Source organism: Nonomuraea roseoviolacea subsp. carminata (assembly GCF_024172185.1).
Lineage (GTDB): Bacteria > Actinomycetota > Actinomycetes > Streptosporangiales > Streptosporangiaceae > Nonomuraea > Nonomuraea roseoviolacea.
In genome coordinates, this window is sequence record NZ_JAMZEC010000001.1 from 3,756,828 (window position 1) to 3,779,307 (window position 22,480).

22 protein-coding genes are annotated in these 22,480 nt (G+C 72.0%); 10 read left to right on the forward strand and 12 right to left on the reverse strand.

The window, feature by feature from the left end:
* Positions 1-25 precede the first annotated feature (25 nt).
* Positions 26-1,327 carry an MATE family efflux transporter gene (locus tag HD595_RS17555; RefSeq protein ID WP_253770347.1) on the reverse strand — a complete coding sequence of 434 codons (1,302 nt, stop codon included), beginning with the start codon at positions 1,325-1,327 and terminating at the stop codon, positions 26-28.
* Positions 1,328-1,620: 293 nt separating this feature from the next.
* On the opposite strand from HD595_RS17555, the gene dnaB reads away from it, so the two are divergent.
* Positions 1,621-2,976 (forward strand): replicative DNA helicase, encoded by a 1,356-nt coding sequence (dnaB, locus tag HD595_RS17560; protein WP_253770350.1) that lies wholly within the window; start codon positions 1,621-1,623, stop codon positions 2,974-2,976.
* Positions 2,977-2,985: 9 nt separating this feature from the next.
* Positions 2,986-3,891, forward strand: coding sequence for a helix-turn-helix domain-containing protein (locus tag HD595_RS17565; protein WP_253770352.1), 906 nt, complete (start codon positions 2,986-2,988; stop codon positions 3,889-3,891).
* 117 nt (positions 3,892-4,008) lie between these two features.
* On the opposite strand, the gene HD595_RS17570 is transcribed toward HD595_RS17565, so the two are convergent.
* Positions 4,009-6,594 carry an ABC transporter permease gene (locus HD595_RS17570; RefSeq protein WP_253770354.1) on the reverse strand — a complete coding sequence of 862 codons (2,586 nt, stop codon included), beginning with the start codon at positions 6,592-6,594 and terminating at the stop codon, positions 4,009-4,011.
* 28 nt (positions 6,595-6,622) lie between these two features.
* A complete protein-coding gene (locus HD595_RS17575; RefSeq protein WP_253781218.1) occupies positions 6,623-7,345 on the reverse strand; it encodes an ABC transporter ATP-binding protein in 723 nt (240 codons plus the stop codon).
* Positions 7,346-7,421: 76 nt separating this feature from the next.
* Here HD595_RS17575 and HD595_RS17580 point away from each other — a divergent pair, with 76 nt between their 5' ends.
* Together HD595_RS17580 and HD595_RS17585 are read left to right on the forward strand one after the other, a co-directional pair.
* Positions 7,422-10,100 (forward strand): helix-turn-helix transcriptional regulator, encoded by a 2,679-nt coding sequence (locus HD595_RS17580; RefSeq protein ID WP_253781219.1) that lies wholly within the window; start codon positions 7,422-7,424, stop codon positions 10,098-10,100.
* Positions 10,101-10,205: 105 nt separating this feature from the next.
* Complete coding sequence (locus tag HD595_RS17585; RefSeq protein WP_253770356.1) at positions 10,206-10,658, forward strand: universal stress protein; 453 nt, start codon at positions 10,206-10,208, stop codon at positions 10,656-10,658.
* Positions 10,659-10,674: 16 nt separating this feature from the next.
* Here the strand turns inward: HD595_RS17585 and soxR are convergent, their stop codons facing one another.
* Positions 10,675-11,169: a redox-sensitive transcriptional activator SoxR gene (soxR, locus tag HD595_RS17590; protein WP_253770358.1), complete on the reverse strand. Its 495-nt coding sequence runs from the start codon at positions 11,167-11,169 to the stop codon at positions 10,675-10,677.
* Between the two features lie 7 nt (positions 11,170-11,176).
* Positions 11,177-11,617 (reverse strand): Lrp/AsnC family transcriptional regulator, encoded by a 441-nt coding sequence (locus HD595_RS17595; RefSeq protein ID WP_253770360.1) that lies wholly within the window; start codon positions 11,615-11,617, stop codon positions 11,177-11,179.
* 65 nt (positions 11,618-11,682) lie between these two features.
* On the opposite strand from HD595_RS17595, the gene HD595_RS17600 reads away from it, so the two are divergent.
* Positions 11,683-12,591: an SMP-30/gluconolactonase/LRE family protein gene (locus HD595_RS17600; protein ID WP_253770362.1), complete on the forward strand. Its 909-nt coding sequence runs from the start codon at positions 11,683-11,685 to the stop codon at positions 12,589-12,591.
* A 19-nt stretch (positions 12,592-12,610) separates the two neighbouring features.
* Here HD595_RS17600 and HD595_RS17605 read toward each other — a convergent pair whose 3' ends face one another.
* Both HD595_RS17605 and HD595_RS17610 read right to left on the reverse strand, forming a co-directional pair.
* Positions 12,611-13,345 (reverse strand): ABC transporter permease, encoded by a 735-nt coding sequence (locus HD595_RS17605; RefSeq protein WP_253770364.1) that lies wholly within the window; start codon positions 13,343-13,345, stop codon positions 12,611-12,613.
* Positions 13,342-14,247 carry an ABC transporter ATP-binding protein gene (locus HD595_RS17610; protein ID WP_253770366.1) on the reverse strand — a complete coding sequence of 302 codons (906 nt, stop codon included), beginning with the start codon at positions 14,245-14,247 and terminating at the stop codon, positions 13,342-13,344. The genes HD595_RS17605 and HD595_RS17610 overlap by 4 nt, the downstream gene beginning before the upstream one ends.
* A 110-nt stretch (positions 14,248-14,357) precedes the next feature.
* Between HD595_RS17610 and HD595_RS17615 the strand changes: the two genes are divergently transcribed.
* The 3 genes from HD595_RS17615 to dnaN all read left to right on the forward strand — a co-directional run bounded on the left by HD595_RS17615 (position 14,358) and on the right by dnaN (position 17,630).
* Positions 14,358-15,794, forward strand: a complete 1,437-nt coding sequence (locus tag HD595_RS17615; protein WP_253770368.1) for a sensor histidine kinase — start codon at positions 14,358-14,360, stop codon at positions 15,792-15,794.
* The gene (locus HD595_RS17620; protein ID WP_253770370.1) at positions 15,794-16,447 is read left to right on the forward strand and encodes a response regulator; all 654 of its coding nucleotides are present in this window, start codon (positions 15,794-15,796) and stop codon (positions 16,445-16,447) included. The genes HD595_RS17615 and HD595_RS17620 overlap by 1 nt, the downstream gene beginning before the upstream one ends.
* An 82-nt stretch (positions 16,448-16,529) precedes the next feature.
* Positions 16,530-17,630, forward strand: a complete 1,101-nt coding sequence (gene dnaN, locus HD595_RS17625; RefSeq protein WP_253770372.1) for a DNA polymerase III subunit beta — start codon at positions 16,530-16,532, stop codon at positions 17,628-17,630.
* A gap of 7 nt (positions 17,631-17,637) precedes the next feature.
* On the opposite strand, the gene HD595_RS17630 is transcribed toward dnaN, so the two are convergent.
* Positions 17,638-18,102 carry a MarR family winged helix-turn-helix transcriptional regulator gene (locus tag HD595_RS17630; RefSeq protein WP_253770374.1) on the reverse strand — a complete coding sequence of 155 codons (465 nt, stop codon included), beginning with the start codon at positions 18,100-18,102 and terminating at the stop codon, positions 17,638-17,640.
* Between the two features lie 56 nt (positions 18,103-18,158).
* Here HD595_RS17630 and HD595_RS17635 point away from each other — a divergent pair, with 56 nt between their 5' ends.
* Both HD595_RS17635 and HD595_RS17640 read left to right on the forward strand, forming a co-directional pair.
* Positions 18,159-18,458: an antibiotic biosynthesis monooxygenase gene (locus HD595_RS17635; protein WP_253770376.1), complete on the forward strand. Its 300-nt coding sequence runs from the start codon at positions 18,159-18,161 to the stop codon at positions 18,456-18,458.
* 2 nt (positions 18,459-18,460) lie between these two features.
* Positions 18,461-19,303 (forward strand): SDR family oxidoreductase, encoded by an 843-nt coding sequence (locus HD595_RS17640; RefSeq protein ID WP_253770378.1) that lies wholly within the window; start codon positions 18,461-18,463, stop codon positions 19,301-19,303.
* Positions 19,304-19,488: 185 nt separating this feature from the next.
* Here HD595_RS17640 and HD595_RS17645 read toward each other — a convergent pair whose 3' ends face one another.
* The 4 genes from HD595_RS17645 to HD595_RS17660 all read right to left on the reverse strand — a co-directional run bounded on the left by HD595_RS17645 (position 19,489) and on the right by HD595_RS17660 (position 22,399).
* On the reverse strand, positions 19,489-20,163 hold the full coding sequence (locus HD595_RS17645) for a FadR/GntR family transcriptional regulator (protein ID WP_175590179.1): 675 nt from the start codon (positions 20,161-20,163) through the stop codon (positions 19,489-19,491).
* Between the two features lie 110 nt (positions 20,164-20,273).
* Positions 20,274-21,617 (reverse strand): helix-turn-helix domain-containing protein, encoded by a 1,344-nt coding sequence (locus HD595_RS17650; protein ID WP_253770380.1) that lies wholly within the window; start codon positions 21,615-21,617, stop codon positions 20,274-20,276.
* Between the two features lie 96 nt (positions 21,618-21,713).
* Entirely contained in the window at positions 21,714-22,244 is a 531-nt protein-coding gene (locus HD595_RS17655; RefSeq protein WP_175590177.1) for a PH domain-containing protein, read from the reverse strand.
* Positions 22,241-22,399: a hypothetical protein gene (locus tag HD595_RS17660; protein ID WP_253770382.1), complete on the reverse strand. Its 159-nt coding sequence runs from the start codon at positions 22,397-22,399 to the stop codon at positions 22,241-22,243. Before HD595_RS17660 ends, HD595_RS17655 begins: the two co-directional genes overlap by 4 nt.
* Positions 22,400-22,480: the final 81 nt, after the last annotated feature.

Below are 22,480 nucleotides of genomic sequence, written 5' to 3' on the forward strand. Positions count from 1 at the left end.
CCGCACCACAGCAAGCACAGGACGATTACGCCCCGGTCACCAGCCAGGCAGTGCCCGCGGCCCGCCGGCCGAGCGTGATCAAACGTGCCACCATCCACACCCCGAGCGCGCACCAAAGAGCAACGATGCCGAAATCCGCCGCGACGAAGGCCGCCGGGAGGTACGCGAGCGTCGTCCACACCCCCGCCCACGCGAGGTAGCGCTGGTCGCCCGCCCCGATCAGCACCCCGTCGAGCACGAACACCACGCCGCAGATGGGCTGGAAGAGCGCCACGGGCCACAGCACGGCCAGGAGCTGCTCGGTGACCTGCGGATCGGCGTCGAACAGGCCGGGCAGCAACGGCCGGCCCGCGAGCACCAGCACGCCGAGCAGCACGCCCGACCACACACCCCAGCGCACCATGCGCCCGGTGGCCTCCCTGGTCGCGACCGCGTCACCGGCGCCGAGGGTGCAGCCGGTGATCGCCTGCCCGGCGATGGCGATCGCGTCGAGCGCGAAGGCCAGCAGCGTCCACACCTGGGTGGCGATGGCGTACGCGGCGAGCTGCGCCTCGCCCATCCGCGTGGCGATCACCACGGCCACAAGCAGCACGATCCGCAGGCACACCGTACGGACCAGCAGCGCGAACCCGGCCGTGCCCGCCCGCCGCACCCCCGCCACGTCCGGGGACAGCGGCGTGCCGAGCCGCCGGGCGCCCCTGACGACCACGGCCACGTACACGATCGCGCCGAGCGTCTGGGCCAGCACCGTGCCCCAGGCGGAGCCGGCGATGCCCCATCCCAGCACGAGCACGAACCACGCGTTCAGCGCCGCGTTGAGCGCGAACGAGCCCACGGCGACGACGAGCGGGGTCACCGTGTCCTGGAGCCCGCGCAGCACGCCGGTGCCGGCCAGCACGACCAGCATGCCGGGGGCCCCGATCAGGCTGACCCGCAGGTACGTGACGGCCTCGCCGGCCTGCTCCGGGCTCGCGCCGAACAGGTCCACGACGGCCGGCGCGAGGGGCCAGCCGAGGGCGACGAGGGCGAGGCCGATGGCCAGCGCCAGCCAGATGCCGTCCACGCCGTCGCGCATGGCCCGCGCGTGGTCGCCCGCCCCGGTGCGCCGCGCCACCGACGCCGTGGTGCCGTACGCGAGGAAGACGCACAGGTTCACCAACGTCGTCAGGACGGTCCCGGCGACGCCGAGCGCGCCCACGGCGACGGTCCCGAGGCCGTGGCCCACGATCGCGTAGTCGGCCAGCAGGAACAGGGGCTCGGCCACCAGCGCGCCGAACGCCGGTATGGCAAGGCGGAGAATCTCCCTGTCTTGGCGTGTAATGGGCATTTGCCTATTATGGACCTTACCCGGCATGTCGGGCCAACTTTCTTTTCTCCACAGCCGGTGGACAACGTTTCCGCTGGTCAGCTTCATGGTCGTGGAGATGTGAACAAGTTATCCCCAGGCTCGTCCACAGAGCTTTCACATGTTCGGCGCGGTCATACACAGCTTGCCCACAGGGTTATCCACAGGCTGTCCACAGGTCGCGTTGCTCCCTGCCCGGGAAGCGGCCAAACTGTCAGACCGGTCGGCTACAAGTGGGGGTGGTGCGACCTAGGCGAGGCTGTTGAGGGGGCGCCGTGAGCGTTGACGAGGAAACCGGCGCAGGTCCAGGCTTCGAGCGCACACCGCCCAACAACATCGAGGCCGAGCAGTCCGTCCTCGGCGGCATGCTGCTGTCCAAGGACGCGATCGCCGACGTCGTCGAGATCATCCGCTCCGACGACTTCTACCGGCCCGCCCACCAGATGGTCTACGACGTCATCACCGACCTGTACGGCCGCGGCGAGCCCGCCGACGCGGTCACCGTCTTCGACGAGCTGCAGAAGCGCGGCGAGATGGCCAGGGTCGGCGGCGCCGCCTACCTCCACACGCTGACCGCGGTCGTCCCCACGGCGGCCAACGCCGGCTTCTACGCCAAGATCGTCCGCGAGCAGGCCATCCTGCGCCGCCTCATCGAGGCCGGCACCCGCATCGTCTCCTTCGGCTACGGCGGCAACAACGAGGAGGTCGACGACCTCGTCGACCGCGCCCAGGCCGAGATCTACAAGGTCACGGAGCGCCGCACCTCCGAGGACTACGCCCCGCTGGCCGACATCATGCCGGGTGCCCTGGACGAGCTGGAGGCCATCGGCAGCCGCGGCGGCCAGATGGTCGGCGTCCCCACCGGCTTCCAGGACCTCGACCAGCTCACCAACGGCCTCCACCCGGGGCAGATGATCGTCGTGGCCGCCCGTCCGGCCATCGGTAAAAGCACCCTTGGTCTGGATTTCGCCCGCTCCGCCGCGATCAAGCACGGCATGACGACCGTCATCTTCTCCCTGGAGATGTCGCGCAACGAGATCACGATGCGTCTGCTCTCGGCGGAGGCGCGGGTGGCGCTGCACGCGATGCGCTCCGGCATGATGAGCGACGACGACTGGACCCGCCTGGCGCGCCGCATGAGCGAGGTGGCCGAGGCGCCGCTGTTCATCGACGACTCGCCCAACATGTCGATGATGGAGATCCGGGCCAAGTGCCGCCGCCTCAAGCAGCGCAACGACCTGCGGTTCGTGGTCATCGACTACCTCCAGCTGATGAGCTCGCCCAAGAAGACCGAGAGCCGCCAGAACGAGGTCTCGGAGATCTCCCGTGCCATCAAGCTGCTGGCCAAGGAGCTGGAGGTCCCGGTCATCGCGATCTCCCAGCTCAACCGAGGCCCCGAGCAGCGCACCGACAAACGTCCACAGGTGAGCGACCTTCGTGAATCGGGCAGCATCGAGCAGGACGCCGACATGGTCATCCTGCTGCACCGGGAGGACGCCTACGAGCGGGAGTCGCCACGGGCGGGCGAGGCCGACCTCATAGTCGCTAAACATCGTAACGGACCGACTGCCACCGTGACAGTCGCCTTCCAAGGGCATTACTCCCGCTTCGTCGACATGGCTCAACATTAGGATTGATCCATGGTGATGAGAGGCAGGCTATCTGATGAGCAGAAGGTTGAAGTCGTTCAACGTTATGCTGCGGGTGAAAGTGCCTCGCGACTGGCGAAGGTTTTCGGGGTATCTCGTCAAGCCGTTGTCGGTATCCTACGCCGGCGTGGCGTCGAGATACGCACCAGTGCCAAGTTGACCTCGGAGCAGAAAGCTGCGGCCGCCGAGCGTTACATGGCGGGGGAAAGCTCTACGCGAATCGCAGCGGCATTTGGGGTATCAGATATGTCTCTCCGGGGTGTGCTCCGTAGACGCGGCGTCACCATACGCGGCGAACACTCTCTCCGGGAGGACGCTTTTGATGATCTGTCGGCGGACGCCGCCTACTGGATCGGGTTCTTGTTCGCGGACGGGACCGTGCACTTCCGGGATGGTCTGAAACCTCAGATCGGCGTCAGTCTGTCGGAGCGTGATCGCGAACATCTTGTGAAGTTGCGGGACTTCCTCGGTTCGACTCACGCCATCTCGGATGTGTCTTCGGGCCGCGCCTGCATCTTCTCGGTGCGATCCGAGAAGTTAGCGCATCGCCTTCTTGCTCTTGGTCGTTACAACGGCTCCGTAGATCGTGCTCTTGTCGAGTCGCATCATTTTTGGCGTGGCGTCGTGGACGGGGACGGGTCGATAGGCGAGTACAGCGGAAAGGCGCAGGCGAGACTGTTCGGCAATTATCCACTATTGACAGCATTCAACGGGTTTCTTGCTTCTCATGGCGTAACGGGTCTTTCGGTGAGGCCGCACAAGAGCATCTATATCGTCGGGACGACCGGCAGGCCGGCCAGAAGAATCGTCGGCCTGCTGTACGACGATGCTCCCACCGCGCTGCACCGCAAAGCAGCCATCGCTCATCGCATTGTGGCCGTGGGAGCCTTGTCGTGACGTCATGGACCACATGTTCCGGCTCGCCCTACGGGAGCGTGCAGTCGAGCGGGCACGAACGTGCGGTCCGGCCCATTGTCCGCATGGCTTCGCCGCGCACAGCCTCTCGTTGTTGTGTCAGGCCGTCGTGGGTCTGATGTCCTTCGAGGCCAGCGCCGGGATCACCGCCGCCAGCACGGCCAGCACCGCGCACCCGCCCGTCACCGCGGCGATCGTCCCCCACGGCAGCGTCCCCGGGATCAGCCCCGTGAGCTGGACCAGCGCCGTCCACAGCCCGAGCAGGCTGAGCGCCGTGGCCAGCGCGGCGAGGACCGTGCCGACCGCCACCACCAGCAGTGCCTCGCCCATCACGTACCTCAGGACCTGCCCTCGGGTCGCCCCCAGCAGGCGCAGCGCCCCGCGCTCCGCCGAGCGGTCGGAGGCGGCCATCAACAGGGTGTTGACCAGGGCGATCGCCGTGTAAGCCAGCATGATGCCGAGCACCACCAGCAGGCCCAGGCGGCTGGCCGAGGCGCGGCCCGTGCCGAGCTGCCGCTCCCACGCGGCCTTGGTGAGGGCGCGGGCGTTGTGGCCCCGGGTGGCCCGCTGGAGCGCCGCCGCGACCTGGTCCGCCGCCGCGCCCGGTCGCAGCTTCACGTACGCCCGGTACGGCAGGGCGGAGAAGGCGTGTGCCGGGGTGACGTAGGAGTCGGCGGCGGAGCGGGAGCCGAGCACGGCGGTGACCGTGAAGGTGGCCTCGCTGCCGTCGGCGCGCCACATGGTGACGCTCTGGCCGACGCCCAGGTCCCACGTCTCGGACACCGCGATCGTGTCGTCGCGGAGCCCGGCCAGCGACCCGGCGACGACCGGCACGTCCACGCTCTGGCGCAGGGCGCCGGGGTCGACGGCCTCGGCCGGCCGGCGGATCAGCGCGGTCCGGCCTTCGAGGGTGTAGACGCTGGTCGGGGTGACGGTGGTGACGTCCGCGCCGGGGAGGTCACGCAGGCGCCGTACGAGCTGCCTGTCGAGCCCGGCCGGGCCGGTGGGCAGCACGACGTGGTCGGCGCGGATCGGCCCGGCCTCCATCGCGGTCTTGGCGGCGTCGCTCATGGCGGCGGCGCCGAGCAGCGAGGCGGCGAGGCCCACCGTGACGAGGACGGGCGCGGCGGTCGCGGCGGTCTGCCGGGCGGAGGCCACCGCGCCGGCCGCGACGACGGTGCCGCCGGCGCCGCGCAGCCGCTCGACGGGCCAGGTGAGCAGCCGGGTGACCGGCCGTACCACGACGGGCGCGAGCAGGCCGACCGCGGCGATGAGCAGCATCAGGACCGGCATGTACGACTTGTTGCCGGTCGCGGACGACGGGTCGCCCACGGCCGTCATGGTCATGCTCACGAGGGCGGTGGCCAGGACGGCGAGGCCGGCGACCCACCGGCCGGGAGTCATGGCGCCCTGCTCCACGCCGGACTCGCGCAGCGCCTCCGCGGGCGGCACCCGGCCGGCCCGCCGCGCCGACAGGACCACGCCGAGCACCGCGACGACCACCCCGGTGCCGAAGGCGATCCACGACGGCGCCGAGGAGGTGCTGGGCACCAGCCAGGCGGGCGCCATCCCCAGGCTGACCAGCCAGTCCTGGATCGGGCGGGCGCCGAGGGGGCCGAGCAGCGCGCCGGTCGCGGAGGCGGTGACGGCGACCAGCAGGGCCTCGCCGTACACCATGCGCCTGACCTGCGGGGTGGTCGCGCCGATGGTGCGCAGCAGGGCGAACTCGCGCCGCCGCTGTCCCACCGCGAACGCGAACGTGGACGAGACCACGAAGACCGCAATGAAACCGGCGAACCCGGCGGCAATGCCGACGATGGTGTTGGCGTTGTCGCGCGCGTTCTCGTCGGCCGCGCGTGAGGGGTCGGCGAGCGCCCTGTTCTGGCCGGTGAGGATCCGCGCCTTGCCGCCGGCCGCCTTGACCGCCGCCTCGACCTCCGCGGCGTCCTTCCAGACGGCCAGCGCGGTGATCCGCGGGGAGAGGCGTGCGGCCTGCGCGTCGGAGAAGAAGACGGTGGCCTCCGGTCCGGGGGAGGTGATGCCCACGACGGTGTACGGCCGGGCGCCGGCGGCGGTGACGACCGACACCTGCTCGCCGATCCGCGGCCCGGGGACGGCCGCCGCCGCCACCCGCTCGCCGCCGCCGGCGGTCACGGTGGCTTCGTGTGTCGCTGCGGGGATCTCGCCGGCCGCAGCGCCGTCGCGCGTCGTAGCGGGCGCGCCGCCGGTCACCGCGATCCCGTGTGCCGTCGTGGGGGCGCCGCCGGTCACGGCGATCTCGTGTGCCGTCGCGGGGGCGCGGCCGGACACCAGCCGGTGCGGCGCCGTCCGGGCGGCCGACCAGGGACGGCCCACGGCGGGCGGCCCTCCGGCGAGCTGGGCGGGGAAGGCCCGGTCCTCGACCGCTCCCGGGAGCCGGCCGGCCAGGCCGGCGGGGACGCCGCGGGGTTCGGCGAGCGGCGCGCTGCTGCCGCCCTGCCAGGTGGGCACGGTGAGCCGGTCGTCCGGCACGACGACGACGGGCGCGGCGGCGTAGCGCTGCGGGCCGCGGTCGGGGGAGCCGGTGGTGGTGGCGAGCACCTGGCCGAGCGCGGCGATCAGCGCCGCGCCGAGCGCGAGCGCGGCGAAGGTCCCGACGAAGGACATCCACCGGGTCCGCAGGGTGGCGAGCGCGATCGTCAGCACGACGCCGCCTCCTTCCTCAGCAGAACGTTCAGCACGACGCGGCCTCCAGTTGCAGCATGCGGGTGGCGACGAGTTCGGCGGTGGGGTCGGCCAGCTCGCCGTACACGCGCCCGTCGGCCAGGAAGACCACCCGGTCGGCGTACGAGGCGGCGACCGGGTCGTGCGTGACCATGACGATGGTCTGGGCGTGCTTGTCCACCAGCGCGCGCAGGAGCTGGAGCACCTCCCTGCTGGTGTTGGCGTCGAGGGCGCCGGTCGGCTCGTCGGCGAACAGCACCGCGGGCCGCGTGACCAGCGCCCGCGCGATCGCCACGCGCTGCTGCTGCCCGCCGGACATCTCCGCGGGCCGGTGCCCGGCGCGGCCGGCCAGCCCCACGGCGGCCAGGCTCTGCCGGACCAGCTCGGGGTCGGGTCGGCGGCCGGCCAGGCGCAGCGGCAGGCCGACGTTCTGGGTGGCGGTGAGCGACGGCAGCAGGTTGAACGCCTGGAAGACGAACCCGATCCGGTCGCGGCGCAGCAGCGTGAGCTGCTTGTCGGTGAGCCCGGACAGGTCGCGCCCGTCGACCGTCACCTGTCCGGACGTGGGCCGGTCCAGCCCGGCGGCGCACTGCAGCAGCGTCGACTTGCCCGAGCCGGACGGTCCCATGACGGCGGTGAACGTGCCGGTCCTGAAGGCGATCGTCACGTCGTCGAGCGCGGTGACGCCGTGCGCGTACTGCTTGGTCACGGAGGTCAGCTCGACCCCTTGCATGAGATCCACGGGCAGAACGCTAGGGACGCCGGATTCGGCCGGGTACCGGACGAGTGACTAGGATTCCCCGGTGCTCATGGGACGCGCCGACGACCAGGCGGCACTGGACGCCCTGCTGGACGCCGCCCGCGAGGGCCGCAGCGCGGCGCTGGTGATCCGCGGCGAGCCCGGGATCGGCAAGACCTCCCTGCTGGCGTACGCGGGGGAGCGGGCCGAGGGCATGACCGTGCTGCGCGGCACCGGCATCGAGACCGAGGCGGAGATCCCGTTCTCCTCGCTGCACCTGCTGCTGCGCCCGGTGCTCGCCCGCGTGGACGCGCTGCCCGAGCGGCAGGCGGCGGCGCTCAGGGGCGCGCTCGGCATCGGCCCGGCGGGCCGGGACGACGAGCTGCTCGTGGGCCTGGCGGTGCTGTCGCTGCTGTCGGACCTGGCCGAGGAACGGCCCCTGCTGTGTCTCGTGGACGACGCGCACTGGCTGGACAGGGCGTCGGCGGGGGCGCTGCGGTTCGCGGCCCACCGCCTCCACGCCGAGGGGGTCGTGCTGCTGTTCGGCGCCCGGGACGGCTTCGACGCCGCGGGCCTGCCGGAGCGCGCGCTGGCCGGGATCGACCGGGAGAGCGCCACGCGGCTGCTCGCCGAACGCGCGCCCGGCCTCGACGGGGCGCTGCGCGAGCGGGTGATCGAGGAGAGCGGCGGCAACCCGCTCGCGCTGCTCGAACTGCCCGAGAGCGCGCCGGTCCAGGGCCCGCTGCCGCTGCCGCGCCGCATCCAGGAGGCGTACGCCGCGCGCATCGCCGCCCTGCCGGAGGCGGTGCGGACCGTGCTGGTGCTGGCCGCGGTCGAGGACGGCGGCGAACTGCCGGTGATCATGCGGGCGGCCGAGGAGCTCGGCGTCGCCCCCATGGCCCTGGGCACGGCGGAGCGGTCGGGGCTGATCCGGGTCGAGGGGGCGCGGGTGACGTTCGCGCACCCGCTGATGCGGGCCGCCGCGTTCCGGCACGGCACGTTCGCCGAGCGGCTGGCGATGCACCGCGTGCTCGCCGGGCTGCTGGACGGGCGGCCGGACCGGCGGGCGTGGCACCTGGCCGCGGCGGCGACGGGCCCGGACGAGACGGCCGCGACGGCGCTGGAGCAGGCCGCGGAGCGGGCCAGGGAGCGTGGCGGCGACGCGGGGGCGTCCGCAGCCCTGGAGCGCGCCGCCGAGCTGACGGAGGAGACGGCCGTGCGGGCGCGCCGCCTGACCTCCGCCGCGGTGGCCGCGGCCGACGCCGGCCAGCCCGTACGGGCCAAGGACCTGGCCGAACGCGCCGGCCGGCTGGAGACGGACCCCCGCTCGCTCGCGCGGCTCTCGGAGCTGCGCGCCCGGCTCGCCTTCGACGAGGGCGCGCCCCACCTCGCCCACGACCTGCTCGTGTCGGGCGCGGAGGCGGTGAGCGGGGTGGACCGCGTCATGGCCGGGGCGATGCTCGTCGACGCGGCCCGCAACGCCTGGCAGCTCAGCGACCCCGGCCGGGTCGCGGAGGCGTCCGACCGGCTCCACGCGCTCGGGCTGCGGCCGGGCGACGGGCTCGGCCCGGCCGTGGACGCGGTGACGGGCGCGGCCGAGTTCCTGGCCAAGGGCCCGGCCGGGGCGCTGGCGACCATGCGCGGCCTGGTCGCCGACGGCGCCCGGGTCCGCGAAGGCGCGCACGCGCTACGGATCAACGCCGCCTTCGTCGCCGGGCTGGTCGGCGACTTCCGGGCCGGGCGCGACATCTCGGCGGCCGTCGTGGCGGAGTGCCGGGCGCGCGGCGAGATCGGCAGGATCCCCCTGGCGCTGCTGACGCTCACGGCCTCGGACCTCTACCTGGGCCGGTTCAACGACGCCGTGGCCGGCGCCGCCGAGGGGCTGCGGCTGGCCGCCGACACGGGCCAGCCGAACCGGGCCGGCTACCTCGAAGGCATGCTCGCCTGGATCGCCGCCGTGCGCGGCGACGCGGCCGGGTGCTCCCGGCTGGCGGCCCGCTGCCGTGACCGGTTCGACGCCAACCGGATCGTCAACGGGCTTGCCTGGGCCGAATGGGCGCTGGCCCTGCTGGACCTCGGACACGGCCGGTTCGCCGAGGCGCTGGACCGCCTCGACGCCGCCGTGGAGGGTCCGGTGCGCCACCAGATCCAGGCGGTGTACTTCGCGCCCGACCAGATCGAGGCGGCCGTACGGCTGGGGGCCCCGGCCGGCGAGCCGCTGCGGCGCTTCGAGGAGTGGGCCCTCGCCTCCGGCCTCGACTGGGCCGGGGCGGTTCTGCACCGGTGCCGGGCCCTGCTCGAACCCGACTGGGACACCGCCCACGAGCACTTCCGCGCCGCCGTACGGCTGCACGCCGACAGCGGCCGGCCGTGGGAGGCCGCGCGGACCCGGCTCGCCTTCGGCGAGCGGCTGCGCCGGGAGCGGCACAAGGGCAGCGCCCGGCCGCATCTGCGCGCGGCGCTGGAGACGTTCGAGAGGCTGGACGCCCGGCCGTGGGCCGAGCGCGCCCGCACGGAGTTGCGGGCGGCGGGCGACACCAGTGCTCCGGCCGGGCGCGACGAGACGGTCTCGGCGCTGTCGCCCCAGGAGCTGCAGATCGTCCGGCTGGCGGCGGCCGGGCTGACGAACCGGGAGATCGGGGCGCAGCTCTTCCTCAGCCCGAAGACGGTCAGCTACCACCTCTACCGGGCCTTCCCCAAGCTCAACGTGGTGAGCCGGGCCCAGCTCGCCGGCCTCGACCTGTCCTGACCGTCCACGCGGATGGTCCGGTGTGACACACCAGACAGGCCGCTGCGGAATCCCGGTCGATCATCCCGGTGCTGCACCTGACGAGAGCAGTGAAGGGAGCAGGCCATGTCCATCCTCATCGCCTATGACGGTTCGGCCGACTCGCGCGCCGCGATCGAGTTCGCGGCCAAGCACCTGGCGGCGGAGCCCGTGGTCGTCGTGACCGTCTGGGAGCCGCTGCTGGTGCAGCTCAGGAGATATCCGCTGGCCGACGTCGCGGCGATCAAGGACGGCGCGGACGAGTGGCGCGAGCTGGCCGAGGAGCACGCCAAGGAGGGGGCCGACCTGGCGCGGGCCTCGGGGATCGCCGAGGTGACCCACCGGGCCGTGGCCGACCGGGAGTCGATCTGGAAGACGATCGTGGACGTGGCCGACGAGCTGGACGCCTCGCTGATCGTCACCGGCTCGCGCGGTCTGTCGGAGGCGCGGTCGGTGCTGCTGGGCAGCGTCTCGAACCACGTGCTGCACCACGCGCGCCGCCCGACGCTGATCGTCCCGCCGCAGCCCAGGACCTCGTAGTCGAAGAAGTCGAGGCTCAGGCGGTGCGACAGGCTTCGGGGGAGCAGGCCCGGGTGATCTGGGTGTCGATGCGCCTGGCCCCCGGCCCCTCGTCACCCAGCCGGTCGTACTGGTTGGCCAGCGCGCACCGGTCGAGCGACAGGCATCCGCAGCCGATGCAGTCGGTCAGGTCGTCGCGCAGCCGCTGGAGCTGCTCGATGCGGTCGTCGAGCTCCCCGCGCCAGGCGGCCGAGAGCCGGGCCCAGTCGGCGCGCGTGGGGGTGCGCTCCTCGGGAAGCGTCTCCAGCGCCTCCTTGATGGTCTTCAGCGGGATGCCGATGCGCTGGGCCAGCCGGATGAAGGCGACCCGGCGCAGCGTGTCACGGGAGTAGCGGCGCTGGTTGCCCGCCGTGCGGCGGCTGCCGATGAGCCCCTTGGCCTCGTAGAAGTGCAGCGCCGACACGGCGACGCCGCTGCGCTCGGCGAGCTGCCCGACGGTCAGCTCCTTGGTGTTCCACGGGGCCCTGGTCATACCTCGACTATAGTTCAGGATCGCTCGGTCGCTCGAAGAAGGTCTCCAGCACCACGACGGTCTGCGTGCTGGTCACCCCGTCCACCTCGAACACCTGCCGCAGGACGCGCTGCAGGTCGCGGGTCGTCGCCGTGCGCACCTTGAGCAGGAGCGAGGCGGGGCCGGCGATCACGTGTGCCTCCTCGACCGCGGGGATCCCGCGCAGCCGCTCGGCGGTGTCGCCCATCCACATGCCGCCGTCCACGAGCACGTACGCCGTCACTGGCCGGCCGAGCTCGGCCGGGTCGACGTCGACGGTCGTGCGCCTGATGACGCCGCGCTCGCGCAGCTTGCGCACCCGCTCGTGCGCCGCCGCGCCGGACAGCCCCACGGCCTGCCCCAGCGAGGCGTACGAGCGGCCGGCGTCGTCCTGGAGCAGCCCGACCAGCTTCCTGTCGATCTCATCCACGACCAGATCATATCCGGATAAATCGGGATTTGACCAAACACCATCAGGTGCGCTTGGCTTCCAGCATGATGGATGTGATCCCCACGCAGTTCGAGGTGCTGGACGAGCGCTTCGCCCGCGTCGCCGGCGACGACGTCGTCGAGCGGCTGTACACCGGCACCCGCTGGGCCGAGGGCCCCGTCTACTTCCCCGCCGGCCGCTTCCTCGTCTGGAGCGACATCCCGAACGACCGCATGCTGCGCTGGGACGAGTTCACCGGCACCGTCGGCCCGTTCCGCACGCCCGCCGGCTACACCAACGGCAACACCCTCGACCGCGAGGGCCGGCTGATCTCCTGCGAGCAGGGCAATCGCCGCGTCACCCGCACCGAGCACAACGGCTCGATCACCGTCCTCGCCGACCGCTGGGAGGGCAGGCGCCTCAACAGCCCCAACGACGCGGTCGTGCGCTCCGACGGCTCCGTCTGGTTCACCGACCCGTCGTACGGGATCACCAGCGACTACGAAGGGCAGCGCGCCGAGCAGGAGATCGACGGCTGCCACGTCTACCGGATCGACCCGGTGACCGGCGAGACGCGCATCGTCGCCGACGACTTCGAGCGGCCGAACGGCCTGGCGTTCTCCCTGGACGAGCGGCTGCTGTACGTGGCCGACACCCGGCGCCGCCACATTCGCGTCTTCGAGGTGACCGAGGACGGCACCCTGGAGAAGGGCCGGATCTTCGCGGAGGGGGCGGCCGGCGACGCGTACGACGGGATGCGGCTCGACGACACCGGCCGCGTGTGGGCGGCGGCGGGCAAGTCCGTGCACTGCTACGACCCCGACGGCACCCTGATCGGCCGGCTGCTCCTGCCCGACAACGTCGCCAACCTGGTGTTCGGCGGGCTCAAGCGCAACCGGCTGTTCGTCGCCGCCTCCACCTCGCTCTACTCGATCATGCTGAACGTCACGGGCGCCCGCCCCGTCTGGGCCTGACGCCCCCGACGCGCGGCGCTCATTCCCAGCGGAAGAGACGCACGGCCAGCCAGCCGAAGACCAGCAGCCCGGCCGCCATGATCACCAGGTGCAGCGGCTGCGGCCAGTCGCCCGCCCAGGTGGCGCGCATGGCCTGGGCGAACGGCCCGGCCACCGAGTAGTCGCTGAAGACGCGCAGCGCCTGCGGCATGATCTCGCGTGGGATCCACATGCCCGCCACGAACATCAGCGGGAACATCACCACCGACCCGATCCCGGAGGCGGCCTTCCCGGACGGCGCCAGCGAGGCGATCACCAGCCCCATGGCCATCAGCGCAGCCGTGCCCAGCAGGAACACCAGCACGAACCCGACCGGCTGCCGCGGCATGGCCGTCCCCAGCACGAGCCGGCCGAGCACGACGACCAGCACGGTGGACACCGCGCCGACGGCCACGTTGATGACGAGCTGCCCCACGAGCATCCGCCCGGGGTGGACGGGCGTGGTCGACATCCGTCGCAGCACGCCCCGTTCGCGGTACGTGGTCAGCACGGTCGGCAGCACCGTGAACGCCAGCGTGAGCATCGCCAGCAGCGTCATCATGGCCGGCAGCTGGGTGTCGGTGACGCGCTGACCGCCCAGCGCCGGGTCGGGCTTGCCCATGTCGGGGATGCTGCCCAGCACCAGCAGCAGCCCGACCGGCAGCACGATCGTGTACAGCATGACGGGCCACTCGCGCAGGTAGAGCTTGGTCTCGACAGCGAGGACTTTCCTCATGACAGTGTCCTTCCGGTGAGGGCGAGGAAGGCGTCGTCGAGCGTGGCCTGCTCGACGCGCAGGTCGGTGGGCACGATGCGGTGCTCGGCGAGCGCGAGCGTGACGGCGGGCGCCAGGTCGCCGACGCCGGTGACCTCCAGGTGCTCGCCGCTGCCGGTGACCGAGCGCACCTCGGGCAGCGCCAGCAGCAGCGCGTGGTCCACCGGCGCCGACGGCCGGAACCTGAGCCGCTGCTCCCCGCCCGCCTGCGCGACGAGCGCGGCCGGGGTGCCGGTGGCGACGACGCGGCCCCGGTCGATGAGGGTGAGCCGGTCGCAGAGCCGTTCGGCCTCCTCCATGAAGTGGGTGACCAGCACGATCGTGACGCCCGAGTCGCGCACCTGCTCCACCAGCTCCCACGTGTCGCGGCGGGCCTGCGGGTCGAGGCCGGTGGTCAGCTCGTCGAGCACCGCCACACGCGGCCGGCCCACCAGGGCCAGGGCGACCGACAGCCGCTGGCGCTGGCCGCCGGACAGCTTGGCGAACGCCGTGTCGCGCTTCTCGTGCAGCCCGACCCGGCGCATCAGCTCCTCCCAGTCGGCGGGGTGCGGGTAGAAGGAGGCGTACAGGTCCAGGGCCTCCCAGACCTTGATCTTCTCCGGCAGCGCGGCGCTCTGGAGCTGCACCCCGAGCACGCGGCGCAGCTCGTCGCGGTCGTCGTGCGGGTCGAGCCCGGCCACCCGTACGGTGCCGCTGTCGGGCACGCGCAGGCCGGCGACGCACTCGACGGTGGTCGTCTTGCCGGCGCCGTTGGGCCCGAGGATGCCGAAGATCTCTCCCTCGGCCACCTCGAACGACACGTCCTCCACCGCCACGTGATGGGGGTAGCTCTTGCGGAGGTTCCTCACCTCGATCACCTTCATGGTCACGACGCTAGGAACCGGGAGCCGCGCCGGGAATCGGGCTGGATGCCCGGCAAAGGTGTACCTAGGTACAGTGCCGGTGACGCCGCATGTTCGCGCACACTGGTGGCATGCTCCGACGACTGACCGGGACGGCCCAGGTGGCCGCGCTGCTCGGGATGACCCTCGTCCAGGTCGGCATACTGCTGTTCGCGCTGCCGGCGATGATCCTGACGTTCACCCTGGGGCTGGTCTTCCTCTACCCGCCGGCCGTGCGCCTGGTGCGGGGGACGGCCGAGGAGACCCGGAGCCGGGTCGGCGCCTGGTCCGGGGTCCGGATCGCCTCGCCGTACCTGCCGGAGCCGGCGCCGCCGCGGCCGATGACGGACGGGCTGTACCGCTACGAGCGGACGCTGTACAAGTCGCCGCGCATCCCCGCCTGGAACGCGCGGTGGAAGTGGCTGAGCACCGATCCGGCGACCTGGCGCGACCTGCTGTGGCTGGTGCTGGACCCACCGGTCAAGCTCGCCCTGCTGCCGGTGCTGCTCGTCACGCCGGCCAGGGGGCTGCGGGTGTACGGCCAGTGGTGCGCCCTGCTGCTGTCGGCCACCCGTACGAGCGTGCTGCGCGGCCAGCTCACCCACCTGCACCAGTCGCGCAGCATCGCCGCGGACTCCCAGGCGGCCGAGATGCGGCGCATCGAGCGCGACCTGCACGACGGCACCCAGGCCCGGCTCATCGCGATCGGCATGACGCTGGGCGCGGCCGAGGAGCTGGTGGACTCCGACCCGGCCGCGGCGAAGACGCTGATGAGCAAGGCTCGCGACACCTCCGCCGAGACGCTGACCGAGCTGCGGCGGCTCATCCGCGGCATCCACCCCCCGGTGCTGGCGGAGCGGGGGCTCGCCGACGCCGTGCGCGCCCTCGCGATCGACACGGCGCTGCGGGTGGAGGTCGAGGTGGACCTGCCGCACCGGCCGGAGCCTCCGGTGGAGGCCGCGGCCTACTTCGCGGTCAGCGAGCTGCTCGCCAACGCCGCCCGGCACGGTGACGCCCGGTCGGCGAGCGTCGACATCAGCTCCGACGGCCCGAGCCTGCGCATCACGGTCACGGACGACGGCCTGGGCGGCGCGGACCCGGCCAAGGGCAGCGGGCTGCGCGGCATCGAGCGGCGGCTGGCCGCCTTCGACGGCGTGATGGCGGTCAACAGCCCGCCGGGCGGCCCGACGACCGTCATGATGGTGCTGCCCAAGGTGCTGCCCGAGCACTGGGCGGGCACGCTGCCCACGCTGCCGCGCTGGAAGGCCGTCGTGGTCGCCCTCTGCTGGTCGCTGGCCTGGTGCCCGACGTTCCCGCAGGGGGTGGTCGCCGCCGTGTTCAAGACCTTCGCGATCCCCGAGAAGTCGTGGTTCCTCGCCCTGTACGCCCCCGAGCCCTTCCAGTGGCCGATCATCCTCCTCATGATCGCCCTCGGGCTGGGCATGTACGCGACCGCCATCGCGATCCCCGCCAAGCACAACCGCGACCGCTGGATGGCCGAGGTGCCGCGCCGGCTGGGGCTGGGCTGATGGGCGAGCGCGTGCTGATCGCCGAGGACCTCTACCTGCTCAGGGACGGCCTGGTGCACCTGCTCCAGGCCCACGGGTTCTCGGTCGTGGCGGCCGTGGAGAGCGGTCCCGACCTGCTGAAGGGGCTGGTCGAGCTGCGGCCCGACGTGTCGGTCGTGGACGTGCGGCTGCCGCCCACGTTCACCGACGAGGGGCTCCAGGCGGCGCTGGAGGCCCGCCGTCAGGTGCCCGGCCTGCCGATCCTCGTGCTGTCGCAGCACGTCGAGCAGCTCTACGCCCGCGAACTGCTGGCCGACGGCTCCGGCGCGATCGGCTACCTGCTGAAGGACCGCGTGCTCAACGCCGGGCAGTTCGTGGACGCGGTGCGCCGGGTGGCCGAGGGCGGCACGGCCATGGACCCCGAGGTCATCGCCAAGCTGCTGGCCAGCAACGCCCGGCACGAGCCGCTGGCCGCGCTGACGCCGCGCGAGCGGCAGGTGCTGGAGGCCATGGCCGAGGGCCGCTCCAACGCCGCGATCTCGCAGCGGCTCCACCTGAGCGAGAGCGCGGTGGCCAAGCACACCGCGAGCATCTTCGCCAAGCTCGACCTGGCGCCGTCGGAGGACGACAACCGCAGGGTGCTGGCGGTGCTCGCCTACCTCAACAGCCGCTGACCGCGCGGGCGGCCGCCGGGTCGGATTGTCGGTCCGACCGGCTACCTTTCATAGGAGGCAGGCGAGCGAAGGGGTCGTTCACGTGAAAATCCGGGTCAACCGCGATGTTCTGGCAGATGCCGTGGCATGGGCTGCCCGGGTCCTCCCCAGCCGTCCCGTGATGCCCGTGCTCTCCGGCCTGTTGCTGGTGGCCGGCGAGGAGCTGAGCCTGTCCGCGTTCGACTACGACGTCTCCGCGCAGGCGCGCATCGACGCCGACGTGGCCGAGACCGGCGGCGTCCTGATCCCGGGCCGGCTGCTGGCCGAGATCAGCCGCAGCCTGCCCGGCGACGAGGTGCAGATCGTCACCGAGGGCCAGGAGGCGGTCCTGACCTGCGGCAGCGCCGAGTTCGGCCTGATCACGATGCCCGTCGAGGACTTCCCGACCATGCCCACGATGCCGCCGGCCGTCGGCGCCGTCGGCGGCGGCGTGTTCGCCTCGGCGGTGGGCCAGGTCGCGCCCGCCTCCAGCCGCGACGACACGCTGCCCATGCTCACCGGCATCCGGGTCGACATCGAGGGTGAGACGGTCACGATGGCCGCGACCGACCGCTACCGCATCGCCGCCCGGACGTTCACCTGGCGGCCGGTGCGGCCCGACGTCGCCGTCTCGGCCATGGTGCCCGCGCGCGTGCTCGTCGAGGTGGCCAGGTCGCTGCGCGGCGGCGAGGTGCAGGTCGCGATGGGCGACGCGGTGGCCGGGTTCGAGAGCGTCGGGCGCAGCACCACGGTGCGGCTGCTCGACGAGCAGTTCATCGACTACCAGCGCCGGCTGACCTCCGACTGGTCGGTCCGGGCCGACGTGCGGGTGGGGCCGTTCGTCGACGCCATCAAGCGGGTCGCGCTGGTGGCCGAGCGCAACACCGCGATCCGGCTGACGTTCACCCAGGGGCAGGTGCTGCTCAGGGCGGGCGGCGGCGACATCGGCCGCGGCACCGAGGTGCTGGAGTGCGACCTGAGGGGCGACGACATCGAGATCGCGTTCCAGTCGCAGTTCCTGCTCGACGGCCTGACCGGCATCGAGACGGAGTTCGCCCGGATCAACATGGAGTCGCCGACGCGCCCCGCGCTGATCCAGGACGTCCCCGGCGACGCCGACCCGGCCTTCCGTTACCTCGTGATGTCCCTGCGCGTCGGCTCCTGACCCCGCGTCATTCGGGGCGGCGGGCCGACAACCCGTCGGCGACCAGCTTGAAGACGCGCTTGAACTCCCCGTACGCCTCCTCGCCCACGGTCGCGGCCAGCTCGGCCTCGATCGCGGCCATGGCGGCGTCCGACTTGGCCATCTCGTCCAGACCCTTGGCCGTGGGCACGATCAGTTTGGCCCGGCGGTCGGCCGGGTCGGGCTGCCGCTCGACGTAACCGAGGGCGACCAGCTCGTCCACCAGCGTGCCGATCACCTGCTTGTGCTGGCCCGACTGGGCGGCCAGGTCGGTGGCCCGGCTGCCCTCCTCGTCGAGGTACGCGAGCACCGCGCCGTGCCGCGGCCGCAGCTCGGCATGCCCCTGCTCGGCGACGGCTCCGAACAACTCCCGCTGCACCCCGAACAGGGTCCGCCCGGACAGGATGCCGAGATCCGGATGCTCCCGCTTGCGCTGGCTCCTGCGCACGGCCACGCCTCCTCTTAGTCATCAATCTTGATAGTCACTGATTCTTACTATATAGTCTTCTCATGACCAGAACGGTGGAACTCACCCGGTTCCGCGTGTCTCCGGAGAACGCCGAACGGCTGCTCGCCGCCCGCCCCGGAATGCTCGCGGACTTCCGCGCGGACCGCGCGGGCTTCCTGGGCGCGCGCCTGGTGCGCCTGCCCGGCGACGAGTGGCTCGACATCGTCGAGTGGCGCACGCCCCAGGACCGCGCCGCCTCGGCTGCCAAGGGCGGCAACCTGCCCGGCATCCGGGCCTTCTTCGAGCTGATCGACGAACTGGTGTCCGCGGAAGACGGCACCACGGAAGAGAACGAGGGCTGACCATGACCATGCTCATCACCGGAGCCACCGGCACCGTCTCCAGCGCCGTGCTCGACGCGCTGCCCGGCAAGGACGGCGTGCGGGTGCTGGTGCGCGACCCCGCCAAGGCGCCCGCCGGATACGAGGTGGCCGTCGGCGACCTCGACGACCCGGCGACGCTCACCGACGCCTTCGACGGCGTCGAGACGCTGTGGCTGCTCACCGCGATGGGCCCGCAGGCGCCCCACGCCAGCATGAACGCGGTCTGGGCGGCCCGCCAGGCGGGCGTGCGGCACGTGGTGCGCATGTCGGCCATCGGCGCCGCGTACGACGCGCCCACCCGCAACGGCCGCCTGCACGCCCTGTCGGACGCCGAGCTCCAGGCGTCCGGGCTCGCCTGGACCGTCATCCGCCCGGCCTTCTTCATGCAGAACTTGTTCGGCTCGGTCGCCGGCGACACGTTGTACGGCGGCACGGGGCAGGGCCGGCTCGGCCTCATCGACACGCGGGACATCGGCGAGTTCGCCGCCACCGTCCTCACCGACCCCCGACCGCACACAGGCAAGGTCTACACCCTGACCGGCCCGGCCAGCATCTCGCTGGGCGAGGCGGCCGGGCAGCTCGCCGAGGTGTACGGCCGGGAGATCGCCTACCACTCCCTGAAGCCGGAGCAGGTCGAGGCCGGCATGAAGGAGGCGGGCCTGCCCGACTGGATCGCCGCGGTCACCGCGGAGTACATGCGCGCCTACGCGAGGGGCTGGGGCGACTACACGACGAAGGACTACGAAGAGGTGACGGGCAAGCAGCCGACGCCGTTCCTGGACTTCGCCAGGGCCCACGCGGACCGCCTCACCGGCCAGGCATGACGGAGGCCACGGTCAGGCGTGAGGAGCCCGGGCGTCGTAGGGCCCCCTTGTCGGAAGCTACGGCCAAGAAGGCGCACGTAACGGCGGCCGGCCCCGTGCGGGCTCAGCGGCCGTATCCCTGGAGGCCCTCAGCGCCGTACGGCGACTGGGGCCTGCCAGGCTGTGCCGTAACAGAGAGAAGGAAACTACGCGTCGGTCAGAGCGATGAGGATGTGCTCCATGCACGCGTGGCTGGCGCGCTCGGCGGCGGTCGCGTCGCCGGCGGCGATGGCGCGGGCGATCGCGTCATGCGGGATGTAGCTCTTGTTGAGCGAGGTGCCCGCGGCCGTGATGCTGGCCCGCAGCGCGGCCGAGAAGTCCTCGAACAGGTCGATCAGCACGAGGTTGTGGGTGGCGTGCGCGACGGCCATGTGGAAGGCCAGGTCGGCCTCCACGAAGAAGTCGGGGTCGTCGAGCTCCCAGGCGCGCTCGCGCTCGGCGAGCGCCGCCTCGATGCGCAGGATGTCCTCGTCGGTGCGCCTGGTGGCGGCCAGCCGGGCCGACTCCACCTCCAGGGCGCGCCGTACCTCCAGGATCTCCAGCTGCTCCGCCTGCCGCAGGCGGCGGAGCATGGCGCCGGAGAGCTCGCTCGTCGCGCGGACGTACGTGCCGTCGCCCTGACGGCACTCCAGCAGCCCCGCGTGAGTCAGCGCGCGTACGGCCTCGCGAACGGTGTTGCGCCCCACCCCGAGCTGCTCGGCGAGCACCGTCTCGGTCGGGATCTTGCCGTTCATCTGCCACGACCCTGATGTGATCTGCTCCTTGAGCTGATCGATCACCTGGTCCACGAGCGAAGCCCGCTGCGCCGTACGCAGACTCACAGTCCGCCTCCTCCGGGGAAACCAATCATCCTATGAGTCAATGACTGGTAGACCCTAATTATTCCAGACCGAAGAACACAAATCTGGAACTCCCAGGAGGAGTTTTCCGATCAACCGGAGACCGCGGCGTTCACCGGCAGGCCCGCCAGCGCGGAGTGGACCCCAGCGGCTTCCAGCGCCTTACGATACGCGGCGGTCTGCTGCGCCCTGCCCCCGTCCCGGCCGTACAGGTCGCCGAGCTCGCGCCAGCAACGGGCCGCCGGACGGTCGGTGCCGTACAGCGGCCGGCCGAGCGCCTGCAGCAGCTCGAACGCCCCGGCCAGGTGCGCCGACGCGTCACCGCCCAGGTCGAGCGCCACGGTCGCGAGCACCAGCCGGGCCTCGGCCGCGGTGGTGCGCGACGCGTCGGCCGCCGTCTCCAGGACCGCGCTCGCCAGCTCGCCCGCCCGCGCCGGGTCGCCGGCGCGCAGCCGGACCCGCGCGTGCGCGATCAGCGCCTCGCCGCGCTCGGCACCGGCGCCGGGAGCCAGGGTGAACGTCCGGGCCGCGGCCTCCACCAGGCGCTCGGCCTCGGCGACGGGCGTCGTCGTGAGCCGCGCCCAGTGCACGGCCACCCGCGCGAGCTGCAGCGCGATCCGCGCCGGGCGGCCCGCCGTGATGGCGTCGTCGGCCAGCCGGACGGCCAGCGCCGAGTCGTCGCCCGCCGCGGCGGCGACGCTCGCCTGCCACAGGGCGTGGATCTCTCCGGAACGGTCCACAACGCCAGGTACGCCGTTGACCTCCAGCACCCGCCGCACGTAGGCGAGCTCGGTGGAGTCGCTGTCCATCTCCTCGCGCGCCTCGACGATCGCCGCAGCCAGGTCGACGGCGATCTCACCCTGCGTGAGCGCCAGCCGCTCGGCCTGCTCCAGCGCGTGGGCGGCGAGGTCGCGAGCCCGCAGCCGGTCGCCGGCGTGCTGGTAGCAGCGGCTCAGCGCGACGGCGAGCGGCAGGTCGGCCAGCCGCTCCGGGTGAGCCGACGCCTCCCTGCGCAGCCGCTCGAACGCCTCGACGGCCTGCCCCAGCCGGCCCTGCGCCTCCAGCGCGCGCGCCCGGCCGAACCGGGCGTGCGCCGTGAGCATGGCGTTCTCCTCGTCGGCGGCCTTCACGATCTCCGTGAAGCGCTCGGCCGCGAGGACCGGGTCACCGTGGCGCAGCTCCAGCTCGGCGTGGCGCAGCCCCAGCTCGGTGTCGATCCGCTGGCGCGGCTCGATGCCGTGCAGGAGGAACTCGGTGGTGCACCCCAGCCGCTCCGCCAGGAGCCGGGCGACCACCGGAGTCGGAGTTCGCTTACCCGACTCGATGAGCGAGACATAACTGTCAGACAGGTCGGGCCCGGCCAGCTGGGCCTGGGACATCCGCCTGTTCAGCCGCAGTCCGCGGACGCGGTCACCGATGGTTCCCTGACTCGGCATCTCATCTCTCAAGGCGGGGAAGGGTCAACAACACGCAATGATTGCATGAAGTGGCCGAATCTGGTATCCCCAGGTGAAGAATTCCGCTACGCAGGATTAATCGTCGCCGCTGTCCTTGCTGGGGAAAAGCATCTGACAGACCTCGAGGTAGAGGGTCTCAGGGTAGGGAATGTACTGCACGGTCGAGAGTGCCTGGTCCTGACCGGCGGATTCCAGGATGAACTCACCGTAGCCGAGCATGCGCCCAAGGAGAGATCGCTTGAAACTCATGTCGGTGACCTTGGACAGCGGCATCATCGCGACCTTGCGGGTGATCAATCCCGTGGTGGACAACATCCGCTTGGACGTCACCACAAAGTAATCGACCGACCACTCCGCGACTTTCCACACGAAACGGATCAACAGCAACAGCCAGAGCCACCAGACGACCACGAGGGCCGTGCCGCCTCCGGAGTCGCCGAAGAACTTGCTGAGCAGTCCAGCGATGATCAGGCCGCCGAAGACCTCGGCGACCGGACGGAGCAGCACGGCCGGGTGGCGCCGCACCATGATGACCTGTTGTTCGTCGGGGAGCAGGTAACGGTTGACCGATGACGGGGCGGAGTCCCCGTGGGTCACAAGTCTCATGTCAGGTGATTCACGAATTGCGCCAGAGAGTCGGCCGCGTTGACCACCGAGTCGAACGTCCCTTTGACTGTGGTGGCCGCGTCGGTCGGCCGAGCCAACAGGTAGTACGCCGCAAAACCGAGCCCGCCCCATGAGAGGACTTTTTTGACCTGCACCGTGGCCTCCGTACCCTTACCTGCACCCGCCGTCTACATTACCCACCCGGCGGCCCGGGTAAAGGTCTGTTCACGGCTTAG